This is a genomic window from Burkholderia sp. A2, from assembly GCF_001729305.1.
In the GTDB taxonomy this organism is placed as follows: Bacteria; Pseudomonadota; Gammaproteobacteria; order Burkholderiales; family Burkholderiaceae; genus Burkholderia; species Burkholderia sola.
In genome coordinates this window covers 50,515-64,410 of sequence record NZ_LZXX01000086.1, presented here as the reverse complement: position 1 = coordinate 64,410, position 13,896 = coordinate 50,515, and the positions used below count along the sequence as shown (strand labels likewise).

12 protein-coding genes are annotated in these 13,896 nt (G+C 70.8%); 6 read left to right on the top strand and 6 right to left on the bottom strand.

The window, feature by feature from the left end; all coding sequences use genetic code 11:
• The first annotated feature begins 45 nt into the window (after positions 1-45).
• The 3 genes from A9Z05_RS38310 (at position 46) to A9Z05_RS09900 (ending at position 3,762) form a co-directional block, all read left to right on the top strand.
• Positions 46-1,659, top strand: coding sequence for a trypsin-like peptidase domain-containing protein (locus A9Z05_RS38310; protein ID WP_176730188.1), 1,614 nt, complete (start codon positions 46-48; stop codon positions 1,657-1,659).
• Positions 1,660-1,887: 228 nt separating this feature from the next.
• The gene (locus A9Z05_RS09905; protein WP_069617928.1) at positions 1,888-3,096 is read left to right on the top strand and encodes an MFS transporter; all 1,209 of its coding nucleotides are present in this window, start codon (positions 1,888-1,890) and stop codon (positions 3,094-3,096) included.
• A gap of 126 nt (positions 3,097-3,222) precedes the next feature.
• Positions 3,223-3,762 (top strand): DUF4303 domain-containing protein, encoded by a 540-nt coding sequence (locus A9Z05_RS09900; protein WP_069617927.1) that lies wholly within the window; start codon positions 3,223-3,225, stop codon positions 3,760-3,762.
• 58 nt (positions 3,763-3,820) lie between these two features.
• Here the strand turns inward: A9Z05_RS09900 and A9Z05_RS09895 are convergent, their stop codons facing one another.
• The 6 genes from A9Z05_RS09895 to cobA all read right to left on the bottom strand — a co-directional run bounded on the left by A9Z05_RS09895 (position 3,821) and on the right by cobA (position 8,933).
• Positions 3,821-4,519, bottom strand: coding sequence for a fumarylacetoacetate hydrolase family protein (locus A9Z05_RS09895; protein WP_069617926.1), 699 nt, complete (start codon positions 4,517-4,519; stop codon positions 3,821-3,823).
• Positions 4,520-4,636: 117 nt separating this feature from the next.
• The gene (locus tag A9Z05_RS09890; protein ID WP_069617925.1) at positions 4,637-5,575 is read right to left on the bottom strand and encodes an AraC family transcriptional regulator; all 939 of its coding nucleotides are present in this window, start codon (positions 5,573-5,575) and stop codon (positions 4,637-4,639) included.
• 90 nt (positions 5,576-5,665) lie between these two features.
• Positions 5,666-6,265 carry a uracil-DNA glycosylase family protein gene (locus A9Z05_RS09885; RefSeq protein ID WP_069617924.1) on the bottom strand — a complete coding sequence of 200 codons (600 nt, stop codon included), beginning with the start codon at positions 6,263-6,265 and terminating at the stop codon, positions 5,666-5,668.
• Between the two features lie 134 nt (positions 6,266-6,399).
• Positions 6,400-7,452 (bottom strand): CmpA/NrtA family ABC transporter substrate-binding protein, encoded by a 1,053-nt coding sequence (locus A9Z05_RS09880; protein WP_069617923.1) that lies wholly within the window; start codon positions 7,450-7,452, stop codon positions 6,400-6,402.
• A 5-nt stretch (positions 7,453-7,457) separates the two neighbouring features.
• Positions 7,458-8,051 (bottom strand): ANTAR domain-containing response regulator, encoded by a 594-nt coding sequence (locus A9Z05_RS09875; protein ID WP_069617922.1) that lies wholly within the window; start codon positions 8,049-8,051, stop codon positions 7,458-7,460.
• Positions 8,052-8,171: 120 nt separating this feature from the next.
• Entirely contained in the window at positions 8,172-8,933 is a 762-nt protein-coding gene (gene cobA / locus A9Z05_RS09870) for a uroporphyrinogen-III C-methyltransferase (protein WP_069617921.1), read from the bottom strand.
• Between the two features lie 651 nt (positions 8,934-9,584).
• Between cobA and A9Z05_RS09865 the strand changes: the two genes are divergently transcribed.
• From A9Z05_RS09865 to nirD, 3 genes are read left to right on the top strand one after another with little or no spacing between them, the layout of a single operon-like run.
• Positions 9,585-10,910 (top strand): MFS transporter, encoded by a 1,326-nt coding sequence (locus A9Z05_RS09865; protein ID WP_069617920.1) that lies wholly within the window; start codon positions 9,585-9,587, stop codon positions 10,908-10,910.
• A gap of 21 nt (positions 10,911-10,931) precedes the next feature.
• The gene (gene nirB, locus A9Z05_RS09860) at positions 10,932-13,505 is read left to right on the top strand and encodes a nitrite reductase large subunit NirB (RefSeq protein ID WP_069617919.1); all 2,574 of its coding nucleotides are present in this window, start codon (positions 10,932-10,934) and stop codon (positions 13,503-13,505) included.
• Between the two features lie 37 nt (positions 13,506-13,542).
• Entirely contained in the window at positions 13,543-13,890 is a 348-nt protein-coding gene (nirD, locus tag A9Z05_RS09855; protein ID WP_069617918.1) for a nitrite reductase small subunit NirD, read from the top strand.
• Positions 13,891-13,896: the final 6 nt, after the last annotated feature.

Genomic DNA, 13,896 nt, shown 5'->3' with positions numbered 1-13,896 from the left:
CGTCGCGCGCAGGGGAGCGTCGCGGCTGCCGGGGGAGGTGGCGCCGTGGTTTGCCAGACGCTTGCTCGCGCCGTGCTTCGCACCGCGTTGATCGGGGGCGTGTTTGCCGGATGTTTGCCGCCGCCCGCCGCCGTTGCCGGTACCCTCGCGCCGCACGCCGCCCCGCCGGCGATGAAGGCGCGGCCGCCTGCCGCGCCTTACGCGATGCCGGTCGACTTCCCGGCGATCGTCGAGCGCTACGGCCCGGCGGTCGTGACCATCCTGGCCGCCACGCCCGATCCGCAAACCGGCGGGCCGGCCTTTGCCGCCCTCGATCCCGACGATCCGCTTGCCGCGTTCTTCCGGCACGGCGCGGCGGCGCCTGCACAGGCGGCGCAGACGCCGGCGCCCGATACGCCGCCGCGTGCGGTGTCCGGCAGCGGCTCGGGTTTCATCGTCAGCGCCGACGGCCTGATCCTCACGTCCGCCCATGTGGTCGACGAGGCGACCGACGTGACGGTGCGGCTCACCGACCGCCGCGAATTCAAGGGGACGGTGCTGGCCGTCGATCCGCAAAGCGATGTCGCCGTGCTGCGCGTCGACGCGACGAAGCTGCCGTTCGTGCGCGTCGGCGATTCGTCGAAAGTCCGCGCGGGCGAACCGGTGATGACGATCGGCGCGCCGGACGGATCGGGCAACACGGTCACGGCCGGCATCGTCAGCGCGACGTCGCGCCGCTTGGCGGACGGCAGCGCGTTTCCGTTCTTCGAGACCGACATCGCACCGAACCCCGACAACTCGGGCGGCCCCGTGTTCAATCGCGCAGGCGACGTGATCGGCATCGCGGTGCAGGTCTATACGGGCACCGATCGCTACGCCAGCACGACATTCGCCATTCCGATCGCATTCGCGGCAAGGATGCGCGCCCAGTTGCGCGCGCAACAGCAGGCGCAGATGCAGACGCAACAGCAGACTCAGGCGCTCGCGCCGGGCGCGCCGTCGGGCAATGCGTTCGGCGCGGAGGTGCAGGACGTCGGTGTCGGGCTGGCCGCGGCGTTCGGGCTGCCGCGCCCGGCAGGCGCGCTCGTCAATGGCGTCGCGCCCGGCTCGCCGGCCGCCGCGGCCGGCCTGAAGCCCGGCGACGTGATCGTGAAGATGGGCGACAAGACCATCGGTCGCTCGGCGGAACTGGACGATCTGGCCGCCGCGCTGCCGCCCGGCGCGAAGGCGCCGCTGCGCGTGATCCGCAACCGTGCGCCGATGAAGCTGACGATCGTCGGTGCCGACGACGCGGGCGGGAGCGCGGCCGCAACGGTCGGCTCGGCCGCGCCGAAGGCCGCTGGACGGCCGGGGCTGGGGCGGGCCGCCGGCGAGCCCGGCGAGCCCGGCGACACCGGTGGCAGCGGTGACCGCGGTGACCGCCTCGGCCTGACGATGCACGCGCTGAGCGACGCCGAGCGTCGGTCGACGGGGCTCGCGGTCGGGATGATGGTGGATGCGGTGCACGGCCCGGCCGCGCGCGCAGGCATCCTGCCCGGCGATGTCGTGCTGGAACTCAACGACACGCTGCTCGAGACGCCGGACGACGTGCAGACGCTCGAAGCGAGCGGCGGCAGCGTGATCGCCGTGCTGATCCAGCGCAACAACGCGCGGAAGTTCGTCTCGGTGCGCGTGCGGTAGGGCGTTGACGCGGCTGCTGGCGTCCGCCTAACATCGTCCGATATCGCTGGCGGTCCGCCACGCATTCAGGAGCCATTCGGCATGAAAACGGCTTGCTTCATCGTAGTCATTCATAGGCGCAGGGTCCGGTAGCGGCACCGCGCCGGCACCCATGCGCCCCCGAGTCGGTCGGGGGCTTTTTTTTGTGTTGCGCACGGCCGTGCGGCCCGTGCGCGGGAGGGCATTCGCTTGTCATCGAACCTGTCGACCGCTTCCGACCCGGCGTCGCCGCGGCATGCAACGTTGATTGTGCTGTGCGCGTTGTCGGTCCTGCCGCTGAGCCTGTTCCTGCCGTCGCTGCCGGCGATCGTGCGCGACCTGCGCACCGACTATGCGCTCGTCGCGCTGTCGCTCGGCGGTTATGCGGCGGTGGCCGCGTCGCTCGAATGCGTGACGGGGCCGCTGTCCGACCGGTTCGGGCGGCGGCCGATCGTGCTGACGAGCGTCGCGATATTCGCGCTCGGTTCGCTCGGCTGCGCGATGGCGACCGATATTCGCGTGTTTCTCGGCTGCCGGCTGATGCAGGCGGCGATCACGTCGGTCTATCCGGTGTCGATGGCGGCGATCCGCGATACCGGCGGCGGTGCGCGCGCGGCGAGCCGGATCGGCTATGCGGCGATGGCCGCCGCGTTCGCGCCGATGCTCGGCCCGACGCTCGGCGGCGTGCTCGAGCAGACAGTCGGGTGGCGCGCAAGCTTCTGGTTGCTGGCCGCAGTCGGCATCGCGCTGTTCGCCTGGTGCGCGCGCGATCTCGTCGAAACCCATATACGCCGGCCGTCGAGCTTCGCGCAGCAGCTTCGAGCGTATCCGGCGCTGCTGCATGCGCGCCGTTTCTGGGCCTATGCGCTGTGCATGGCGTTTTCGACGGGCGCATTCTATGCGTTCCTGGCCGGCGCGCCGCTCGCCGCGAAAACGCTGTTCGGCATCGCGCCGGCGGAGATCGGCTTCTACATGGGGACGATCACGGCCGGCTTCGTGTGCGGCAGCTTGCTGGCCGCGCGGGCTGCGCACCGCTACGCGCTGGCCACGACGATCCTGTGCGGGCGGGTCGTGGCGTGTGCGGGTCCGCTGATCGGCCTCGCACTCGCGTTCGGCGGCGCGACGCATGCGCTCGCGTGGTTCGGGCCGTGCGTGCTGGTCGGCATCGGCAACGGGCTGAGCACTCCCGGCGCCCATGCGGGCGCGGTGTCGGTGCGCCCGGAGCTGGCAGGCAGCGCATCGGGGCTGGCCGGCGCGATGACGATCGGCGGCGGCGCCGCGCTGGCGTCGCTGACAGGCGCGCTGCTGACCCCGCGCAACGCAGGCTACCTGCCGCTCGCGATGATGCTGCTGTCGGCGGCGATCGCGCTGGCGGCCGCCGTGTGCGTGCGGGCGTTCGACGCGCAGGACGCCGGGTGAGCGCGGGTGCGCCCCGGTACCGGCGCGCGGCCGAATGACGGACAATCCGCCGCATGCCGGGAGACAACGCATGATCCGCGCGCCGCGCGTCCCGGCGAGCGCGAAGGGCGACTGGACGAGGATGCGATGAGCGACTTTTCTGATTTCCAGCGGGACATTGCCGACGCCGCGAGGGCGACCTTCAGGGCGCTGCGGGCGTTGCACCCGGACGAGCATTTCTATGCGTTTGCGTTGTACACCGACAGCGGCGCGATGACGGTGGTGCCGGCCGCCAATTCGGTCGAAGGGCTGCGCCGGATCCGCGCGCAACAGGCGGTGGCGGACGACGATCCGTGGTTCGTGTGGGGCGTGTCCGAGTGGGCGTATGCGGCGGCCGAGGCGTCGCCGTTCAACGCGATCTGCGGCAGGCTGGCCGACGAAGTGCTGAGCCCGCAGTTCGTCCGGTCGCGATTCGCGGAATTTTCCCGGCAACTGCACGCCGACATGATCGCGGCATTGCGGCTACTCGATCGCGACGGCGTGTTCGGCACGGGCGACGACAGGGCGGCCATCACGCTGTTCGTGTCGATCAGCGACGACGACGCGGCCGAGGCGCTGGAAAACGCGTCGGCGAAAGCGCTGAATCCGCCGGCCGTCGCCGACGCGTTCCTGCGCCGGTACGACTGACCGGCATCGGAATCCCGCCCGCCGCGCGGCCCGGCGGGCGGCCGCCCTGCACACTGCGTTACGGCTTCGCGCCGACCACGAATTCGAACGTCGCGATGCCGTCGACGCCGCCCGTCACGCGATCGCCAGGCTGCAGCGCGCCGACGCCGGCGGGCGTGCCGGTGAAGATCAGGTCGCCGGCCTTCAGCTCGACCGAGCGCGACACGTACGCGATGACGTCGGGCACGGCCCAGATCATGTCGGCGAGGTCGCCTTGCTGGCGCGTGTCGCCGTTGACCGCGAGCCAGATGCGGCCGGTCGCCGGGTGGCCGGTGGCCGTCGCCGCGCGCAGCGCGGTCACCGGGCCCGATGCGTCGAAACCTTTCGCCCAGTCCCACGGCCGGCTCAGCTTCTTCGCTTCGGCCTGCAGGTCGCGGCGTGTGAGGTCGACGCCGACGCCGTAGCCCCACACGTGCGACAGCGCGTCGGCCGGGTCGATCGACCGGCCGTCCTTGCCGATCGCGACCACCAGCTCGATTTCATGATGGAGATCGTTCGTCAGCGGCGGATAGGCGACGGTGCCGCTGGCCGGGACGATCGCGTCGGCCGGCTTCGTGAAGAAGAACGGCGGTTCGCGGTCGGGGTCGGCGCCCATTTCGTGGGCGTGGTCGGCGTAGTTGCGGCCGACGCAGAAGACGCGGCGCACCGGAAAGCGCGCGGACGACTGTTCGACTTCGACGGAAGGACGCTCGGCGGCGTCGATGACATAGGCGGACATCGGATTGGCCTCGTTCGGTAGGAAGACGGATGGCCGGCGCGCCGGCCGGCATGCGTGCAACGATACCCGACGCGCGCGCGCGCGGATGCGACGCAACTGCGTTTTACCGGGACAAAACTACGCGTCGGCGGGTTGCGCGTCGTCGGCGGCGGGCAGCGCGGCGTTTGCGTCGCGGTACGCCTTCGGCGACACGCCGACCCGCGCGCGGAAGCGCCGCGCGAAATACCCTTCGTCGCGGAAGCCGACCGAGCGTGCGATGTCCGCGATGCGCCGGCTGGTATGGGCGAGCAGCGACTGCGCGAGCGCGATCCGGCGCTCGGTGACGAGATCGGTGAAGGTGCTGCCGGTTTCCTTGCGCACCAGGTGCGCGAGGTAGTTCGGGGAGAGAAACGCGGCTTCGGCGGTCGCGGCGAGCGTCAGGTCCTCGCGGGTCAGGTTCGCGCGGACGTGGCGCAGCACGCGGGCCAGTGCGTCGCGCCGGCCGGCGCGCTGGGCGCCGCGCTGCGCGAGCTTGTCGAGCGCGCCCGCGTACTGGGTGCAGACGAGCCCGATCAGCTGGAGCAGGTAGCCGCGCAGCAACGTGGTCGAGCCGAACGTGCGCGCGCGATCGGCGTCGAGCATGCACAGTGCGAGGCGGCGCGCTTCGTCGTACGTATCGCCGGTCAGGATGAAATCGAGGTGCTCCTGGAAGCGGAACGGCGTCAGTTCGGGGAAGCGGTGCGCGGGCACGTCCTCGAGATCGAGCGGATCGACGTCGAGATCGGCGCGCAGGAACGCCTGGCTGAAGTTGATCACGACGAAATGCGCGCCTTCCGGATGCGGAATCAGGTGCTCGCGGTGCGGCAGCACGAACGCGAGCGCGCCGCGCGGAAACGGCCGCGTGACGCCGCCGATGCGCTGCTCGGTGTCGCCGCCGAGGTTGAACTGGATCTGGAAATACGCGTGCCGGTGCGGCTCGGTGATCGCCTGGCGCGACGCCTGGTCGCGGATGTAGAAATCGAGCCGGTCGCTGCGTTCGGGCATCCCGTACAGGCGCGGCGGGGCGGTGGAGGGCATGAAGGATTGTGCTGTTCGTGACGCGGTTGAGCCGCGATGGTACAGCGAACCGGGCGCGACGGGGACGGGCGCGGCCCCGCGCCTGCGCGGTCAGCCTGTCGCGAGCGGCGCGACCCGGCGCCGCAGCTCGGGCACGACCTCGGCGTCGAACCACGGATGGTGCTTGAACCATGCCTGGTTGCGCGGCGACGGATGCGGCAGCGGCAGGATCGCGGGACCGTAGTCGCGCCAGGCCTGCACGGTGTCGGTCAGCGTCGCCTTGCGCGTGTCGCGCAGGAAATGCCGCTGCGCGTACTGGCCGATCAGCAGCGTGAGCCGGATCGACGGCAGTTCGGCCAGCAGCCGGTCGAGCCACAGCGGCGCGCATTCGGGGCGCGGCGGGTTGTCGCCGCTCGCGCCGCGGCCCGGGTAGCAGAAACCCATCGGCACGATCGCGAAGCGCGTGTCGTCGTAGAAGGTCTCGGCGTCGACGCCGAGCCAGCCGCGCAGCCGCGTGCCGCTCGCGTCGTCCCACGGGATGCCGCTCGCGTGGACGCGCGCGCCCGGCGCCTGGCCGACGATCAGGATGCGTGCATGGCGATGCGCGCGCACGACCGGGCGCGGGCCGAGCGGCAGGTCGGCTTCGCATGCACGGCACGCGCGGATTTCGGTGAGCAGCACGTCGAGCGGCGTGCGTGTTTGTTTCGGCATGGATCCTGAGCGGGGATGGGATCGCAGCGCGGTGCCGCATGCGCGGCACGGGCGGCCGGCGGTCAGCGGCCGGGCCGCCTGCGTGGCGCCGGCGGGCACCGGCTGCATTGCGCGGCGCGCGCTACGGCCACGCGTTATGCCCGCGACAGACCCGCTGCGCCGCCTTCGGCGACCGCGGCATCATACAACGCGGTCTGCGCGATCGCCGCGGCGATGCCCGCGTCGTCGTGCGAACCGTCGAGCATGCCCCAGCGCCGGTATTGCGACAGGAACCACTGGCCCTCGCGCGGGTCGGGCCGGTTCACCGCGCCGCCGTCGTGAAAGCGGATCGGCAGCGGCGGCGTCGCGAACGGCCCCGCGCCGTAGTCGCCGAGCAGGCGCGGCGCGATCAGGCGGGCCGGCACGCCGAGCGCGTCGGGCGACGCGAGCCAGTCGGCCGCCTCGCGGCGGTGCGCGGCGCTGTCGAGCCACGCGCACGCGTCGACGAGCGTGCGGACCAGCGCACGAGCGGTGGCCGGATACAGCGAGACGAAATCGCGTCGGGTCGCGAGCACCTTCTCCGGGTGATCGGGCCAGATCTCGCTCGTGACGGCGACGGTGCGGCCCGCGCCGCACGCTTCGGCCACCGCGTGCCACGGCTCGCCTGCGCAGAAGCCGTCGAGCTCGCCGCCCGCGAGCGCCGCGACCATCTCGGGCGGTGGAATCACGACGCTGCGCACGTCGCGCAGCGGATCGATGCCGTGCGACGCGAGCCACGCGTTCAGCCACATCGCGTGCGTGCCGGTCGGGAAGGTCTGGGCGAGCAGCGGCTTGCGGCCGAGCGTCGCGAACGCGGCGCGCACGCTGCCGGTTTCGCGGTAAGCGTCGGCGAGGCCGCGCGAGAACGTGATCGCCTGGCCGTTGCGGTTCAGCACCATCAGCGCGGCCATGTCGGCCTGCGGGCCGCCGATGCCGAGCTGCAGCCCGCAGACGAGCCCGTACAGCGCATGCGCGGCGTCGAGCTCGCCGCTGAGCAGCTTGTCGCGCACGGCCGCCCACGACGGCTGGCGGCTCAATTCCAGCGTGAGGCCATGACGCGCGCCGAGGTTCAGGCGCTGCGCGACGATCAGCGGGGCCGCGTCGCTGAGCGCGACGAACCCGAGGCGAAGATGCGCGCGTTCCGGCGCGGCGGGGAGAGAGGTATTCATGGCACTCATGACTGGGGTGACGCGTCGAGCAATTGTCGCGCGATGTCGACGATGCGCAGGCCCTGATCCATCGCGCGCTTGCGCAGCGCCGCATAGGCGTCGTGTTCGGACAGCTTGCGCTGGTCCATCAGCACGCGTTTGGCGCGATCGATCAGCTTGCGTTCCTCGAGTTCGCGCTCGACGTCGGCCAGCCGGCGACGCAGCGCATCGTCGTGCGAGAAGCGCGCGAGCGCAACTTCGAGAATCGGCGCGAGGCGCTCGGCCGACAACCCTTCGACGAGATACGCGCTGACGCCCGCGCCGACCGCCGCGCGGATCAGTTCCTGGTCGGCGTCGTGGCTGAACATCAGCACGGGGCGAGGTGCGGTCGCATGCATGACCGCGAGCTGCTCGAGCGTGTCGCGCGACGGCGAATCGGTATCGATGATCACGACGTCGGGGCGTTGCTCCTCGACGGCCGCCGGCAGGCGCGCGGGCGTCGCGACGTCGTTCAGCATCTCGTAGCCGAGGCGCGCGAGCGCGTCGCCGAGCTCGCCGATCGGCTTGTCGGTATCGGTGACGAGCAGCACGCGCAGGCGGACGGGGGCGGACGAACTCATGAGGCGGGCAAGCGGGGCAGGGACGTATCGGTGCAACCGGAGCACGATGCATGCAGGCCGCGCGCGCGGCCGGGGCGGACGGAGACGGAGAGCGGCTGAAGCCGCGCGATGCCGCGCATGTCAGGCGGCCCGCGCCAGCGTCGCGTCGGTCGTTGCGTCCGCGTCCTGCGCGGCCGCTTCGCCGATCGCGCCGCCGATGAGGATCACGGCCGGACTGCCGAGCCGCGCGGCTTCGATGCCGCGCGCGAGCGTGCCGAGCGTGCCGGTCCAGCGGCGCTCGTCGGGCGTGCCGGCCCATTGCACGGCCGCCGACGGCGTCGACGCGGGGAGCGCGGCGAGCAGGCCCGCCGCGATGCGCTCGACGCGGCTCATCCCCATGTAGATCGCGAGCGTGGTGCCGGTCGCCGCAAGCCGTGCCCAGTCGGGTTCGCCATGGTCCTGGCGGTGCGCGGTGACGAACGTGACGCCCTGGCAGTGCTCGCGGTGCGTGAGCGAGATGCCGAGGCTCGCGGCGGCGGCGAATCCCGACGAGATGCCGTTGACGATCTCGACCGGAATCGCGGCCGCGCGCAGCGTCGCGAGTTCTTCGCCGGCGCGCCCGAACAGCAGCGCGTCGCCGCCTTTCACGCGCACCACGTGCGCGCCGCGCAGCGCGTAGCGGCGCATCAGCTTCTCGATGAACGCCTGCGGCGTGGAGCGGCAGCCGCCGCGCTTGCCGACGCGGATCACGCGCGCCTGCGGCGCGAGTTCGACGATGCCGGGCGCGACGAGATCGTCGAGCAGCAGCACGTCGGCGGCGGCCAGTGCCTTGACCGCCTTCAGCGTAAGGAGATCGGGGTCGCCGGGGCCGGCGCCCAGCAGCGTGACTTTACCTGTCGTCATGTCGTGTTCCTGTGCCGCATCGCATTGCTGCGGCGGTCTGATGTCGCGTTGCTGCGCGGCGGCGGCGGGCGGTCGAGACGCACGGGCATCCGGCCGTGCCGCGCACGGGGGGACGCCGTTGTCCTGTCGGGCCCGCCGTGAAGGGCGGGCAAGGTTCGGAGACTGCCCACCGGCGCCGTTGCCGGTGTAATGAAACGTTCAGCAATATCCGGGCCAAGCGGCGCAACGATGCGGCCGTCGCGCGGCGCACCGTGCGACGGCCGCGAGCGTGCATGTGCTCGCCATGCGCGAGCACTCGCCATGCCGCGTCGGCGTGCATCGCGCGCCGCCCGTGCGCACCGCGATGTCGCACGGCGACAGTGCTGCAGCGCACCACATCTGTGCCTCGATGCATCGCGACGGAGAGCGCGCCGCGCATCGCGGTGACGCGCCCGATGCCCGATGCGCCTTGTGCGGTGGGGCTCGCGGCGTGATTGACGCCGACATGGCACGTCGCTTGCGTTAGCTCGTTCGGACGGGTCAATGGCGATCCGTCCGCAGTACCGAATACCGAAGCGCCCGGCAACGGGCTTCATGGGCAACGGCGTCCTACGCATCGGGTCTCGACGAGACCGGGTGCGCAGGACGCCGTTTTTCGTTTGGGCGGACGACATGACCGACAAAGCTACCCGTATCGATCTCTTCAGCCTCCGCACCGCGCCGATGCGCGCGTTCCATCTGACGTGGATGGCGTTCTTCGTATGCTTCTTCGCGTGGTTCGCGTGCGCGCCGCTGATGCCGCTGATCGCGCGCGAATTCCATCTCACGGCGGCGCAAGTCGCGAACATCAACATCGCCGCGGTGGCCGCGACGATCGCCGTGCGGCTGCTGGTCGGCCCGCTGTGCGACCGCTTCGGCCCACGCCGCGTGTATGCCGGGCTGCTGCTGCTCGGCGCGATCCCCGTGTTCGCCGTGTCGTTCACGCACGATTACCTGTGGTTCCTGATCTGCCGGCTCGGCATCGGCGCGATCGGCGCGGGCTTCGTGATCACGCAGTACCACACGTCGGTGATGTTCGCGCCGAACGTGGTCGGCACCGCGAACGCGACGACGGCCGGCTGGGGCAATGCCGGCGCGGGCGCGACGCAGGCGCTGATGCCGCTGCTCGTCGCCGCGGGCCTGATGCTCGGCTTCGGCGAGGATTCGTCGTGGCGCATCGCGCTGGTCGTGCCGGGCGTGGCGATGCTCGTGATGGCGTGGGCGTACTGGCGCTTCACGCAGGACTGCCCGCAAGGCGATTTCGTCGTGCTGCGCAGGCAGGGCGTGACGGTCGACAGTGGCAAGAAGGGTGGCTGGGCGAGCTTCTTCGCGGCCTGCGGCAACTACCGCGTGTGGATGCTGTTCGTCACGTACGGCGCGTGCTTCGGCGTCGAGGTGTTCATCCACAACATCGCCGCGCTGTACTACGTCGATCACTTCAAGCTGTCGCTGAAGGACGCCGGTTTCGCGGTCGGGATGTTCGGGCTGCTCGCGCTGTTCGCCCGCGCGCTCGGCGGCTGGCTGTCCGACAAGATCGCCGCGCGGCGCAGCCTCGACGTGCGCGCGACGCTGCTGTGCGCGCTGATCATCGGCGAAGGGCTCGGGCTGATCTGGTTCTCGCATGCGCAAGGCGTCGGCATCGCCCTCGTCGCGATGCTGACCTTCGGCCTCTTCACGCACATGGCGTGCGGCGCGACGTATGCGCTGGTGCCGTTCATCGACCGGAAGGCGCTCGGCGGCGTCGCGGGGATCGTCGGCGCGGGCGGCAACGTCGGCGCGGTCGCCGCGGCTTTCCTGCTGAAGGGTGTCGGCGACGTGCAGCACACGCTGAGCCTGCTCGGCCTTGCCGTGACCGCAACCGCGTTGTGCGCGATGGCCGTGCGCTTCAGCGAAGAACACAAGGCGCGCGAAGCCGAGCTGCGCGATCGCGCGCTGGCCGCCGCCGGCGCCGCGAACTGATCGACCGAAGGAACCGTCATCATGAAACTCATCGTCATCGGCCACGGCATGGTCGGCCACAAGCTCCTCGAATGCGTCGCGGCGCAAGCCGGTGCGGCGGGCGCGCTGCAGGTCACGGTGCTCGGCGAGGAGCCGCGCCCGGCCTACGATCGCGTGCATCTGTCGGAATTCTTCGCCGGCAAGTCGGCGGACGACCTGTCGCTCGTCGAACCCGGCTTCTTCGAGCGTCATCCGCGATTCGACCTGCGACTGAACGCGCCGGTCGCATCGATCGACCGCGCCGCGCGTACGGTCACGCTCGCGTCGGGCGAAATACTCGCGTACGACAAGCTGGTGCTCGCGACCGGCTCGCGCCCGTTCGTGCCGCCGGTGCCGGGCCGCGACCGCGCCGGCTGCTTCGTGTACCGGACGATCGAGGATCTCGAAGCGATGCAGGCGTGCGGCGCGCACGCGAAGCGCGGCGTCGTGATCGGCGGCGGGCTGCTCGGCCTCGAATGCGCGAAGGCGCTGCGCGACATGGGGCTCGACACGCACGTGGTCGAATTCGCGCCGCGCCTGATGGCCGTGCAGGTCGACGACGGCGGCGGCCGGATGCTGCGCGCGAAGATCGAGGCGCTCGGCGTGACCGTGCATACCGGCAAGAACACGCTCGAGATCGTCGACGGCGACGAAGGCGCGCACCGGATGGCGTTCGCCGACGGCTCGCATCTCGACGCCGACATGATCGTCTTCTCGGCCGGCATCCGGCCCCGGGACGAACTGGCCCGCGCGTGCGGGCTCGAGATCGGCCCGCGCGGCGGCGTCGCGATCGACGACGCGTGCCGCACGAGCGACGCCGACATCTACGCGATCGGCGAATGCGCGGCCTGGAACGGCATGGTGTACGGCCTCGTCGCGCCCGGCTACGAGATGGCGCGCGTGGTCGCGAAGCAGCTCGCGGGCGACGCGGACGAAGCGGCGGACGCCGCGTTCGCCGGCGCCGACATGAGCACCAAGCTGAAGCTGATGGGCGTCGACGTCGCGAGCATCGGCGACGCGCACGGCACGACGGCCGGCAGCCGCACCTACCAGTACGCGGACGAGCGCCGCCAGGTCTACAAGAAGCTGGTGGTGTCCGACTGCGGCAAGTTCCTGCACGGCGCGGTGATGGTCGGCGATGCGGCCGAATACGGCACGCTGTTGCAGATGATGCTGAACCGCATCGAGCTGCCCGAGTCGCCGGAATTCCTGATCCTGCCGTCGTCGGACGGCGCGGCGAAGCCGGCGATCGGCGTCGACGCGCTGCCGGACGGCGCGCAGATCTGCTCGTGCAACAACGTGTCGAAGTCGCGGATCTGCGCGGCCGTGGCCGACGGCGCGACGAGCCTGGGCGCGCTGAAGACGTGCACGGGCGCCGGCACGTCGTGCGGCGGCTGCGTGCCGCTCGTCACGCAGATCATGAAGGCCGAGATGAAGAAGCAGGGCCTCGCGGTCAACAACCATCTGTGCGAGCACTTCCCGCATTCGCGCCAGGAGCTGTTCCACCTGATCCGCGTCGAGCGCATCACGACGTTCGACGCACTGCTGCACAAGCACGGCCGCGGGCTCGGCTGCGACGTGTGCAAGCCGGCCGTCGCGGGCATCCTCGCGTCGTGCTTCAACGAATTCGTGCTGAAGAAGGAGCACGCGGGCCTGCAGGATTCGAACGACTACTACCTCGCGAACATCCAGCGCGACGGCACGTATTCGGTCGTGCCGCGCATGCCGGGCGGCGAAGTCACGCCGGAAGGGCTGATCGCGGTCGGCCAGGTCGCGAAAAAATACGGCCTGTACACGAAGATCACCGGCGGCCAGCGCGTCGACCTGTTCGGCGCGCGCGTCGAGCAACTGCCGTCGATCTGGGAGGAACTGATCGCGGCCGGCTTCGAATCGGGGCACGCATACGGCAAGGCGCTGCGCACCGTGAAGTCGTGCGTCGGGTCGACGTGGTGTCGCTACGGCGTCGACGATTCCGTCGGTCTCGCGATCGACCTGGAAAATCGCTACAAGGGGCTGCGCGCGCCGCACAAGATCAAGTTCGGCGTGTCCGGCTGCACCCGCGAGTGCGCGGAAGCGCAGGGCAAGGACGTCGGCGTCATCGCGACCGAGAAGGGCTGGAACCTGTACGTGTGCGGCAACGGCGGGATGAAGCCGCGCCACGCGGAACTGCTCGCGTCCGACCTTGATCGCGACACGCTGATCCGCACCATCGACCGCTTCCTGATGTTCTACGTGCGCACGGCCGACCGGCTGCAACGCACCAGCGTGTGGCGCGACAACCTCGAAGGCGGCCTCGACTACCTGATCGACGTCGTCGTGCACGACAAGCTCGGGATTGGGGCCGAGCTCGAAGCCGACATGCAGCACGTGGTCGACACCTACGAGTGCGAATGGAAGCGGGCGGTCACCGATCCGGAAACGCGCAAGCGCTTCCGGCATTTCGTGAACAGCGACGCGCCGGACACGACCATCGCGTTCGTCGAGACGCGCGGCCAGATCCGGCCCGCGACGCCCGCCGAGCGCACGGGCGGCAAGCCCGTGGCGATTCCGGTCGTCGCCGAACCCGCAACCGTTTGACCCGGACCGATACCCGCGTCTTTTAAAGGAGCCCATCATGAACGATCGTCTTCCGCTGTCCTGGACCCGCGTGTGCCCGCTCGACGACATCGTGCCGAACACCGGCGTGTGTGCGCTCGTCAACGGCGAGCAGATCGCGGTGTTTCACGTCGCGCACGCCGAAGAAGGCGGCGTGTTCGCGATCGACAACGTCGATCCCGTGTCGCAGGCCGCCGTGATGTCGCGCGGGCTGATCGGCAGCCTCGGCGAGCGCGTCGTCGTTGCATCGCCGTTGTACAAGCAGCACTTCGACCTGCGCACCGGCGAATGCCTGGAAGCGCCCGAGAAGTCGGTGAGCGCGTATCCGTCGCGGGTCGAGGACGGCTTCGTGTGGGTCGCGGCCTGAGCGCCC

Excerpts from the sequence above, each read along its gene's own strand:
- A9Z05_RS09900 (WP_069617927.1), top strand. The coding sequence starts at position 3,223 with ATGAGCGACTTTTCTGATTTCCAGCGGGACATTGCCGACGCCGCGAGG.
- A9Z05_RS09895 (WP_069617926.1), bottom strand. The coding sequence starts at position 4,519 with ATGTCCGCCTATGTCATCGACGCCGCCGAGCGTCCTTCCGTCGAAGTC.
- A9Z05_RS09890 (WP_069617925.1), bottom strand. The coding sequence starts at position 5,575 with ATGCCCTCCACCGCCCCGCCGCGCCTGTACGGGATGCCCGAACGCAGC.
- A9Z05_RS09885 (WP_069617924.1), bottom strand. The coding sequence starts at position 6,265 with ATGCCGAAACAAACACGCACGCCGCTCGACGTGCTGCTCACCGAAATC.
- A9Z05_RS09880 (WP_069617923.1), bottom strand. The coding sequence starts at position 7,452 with ATGAATACCTCTCTCCCCGCCGCGCCGGAACGCGCGCATCTTCGCCTC.
- A9Z05_RS09875 (WP_069617922.1), bottom strand. The coding sequence starts at position 8,051 with ATGAGTTCGTCCGCCCCCGTCCGCCTGCGCGTGCTGCTCGTCACCGAT.
- cobA (WP_069617921.1), bottom strand. The coding sequence starts at position 8,933 with ATGACGACAGGTAAAGTCACGCTGCTGGGCGCCGGCCCCGGCGACCCC.
- A9Z05_RS09865 (WP_069617920.1), top strand. The coding sequence starts at position 9,585 with ATGACCGACAAAGCTACCCGTATCGATCTCTTCAGCCTCCGCACCGCG.
- nirB (WP_069617919.1), top strand. The coding sequence starts at position 10,932 with ATGAAACTCATCGTCATCGGCCACGGCATGGTCGGCCACAAGCTCCTC.
- nirD (WP_069617918.1), top strand. The coding sequence starts at position 13,543 with ATGAACGATCGTCTTCCGCTGTCCTGGACCCGCGTGTGCCCGCTCGAC.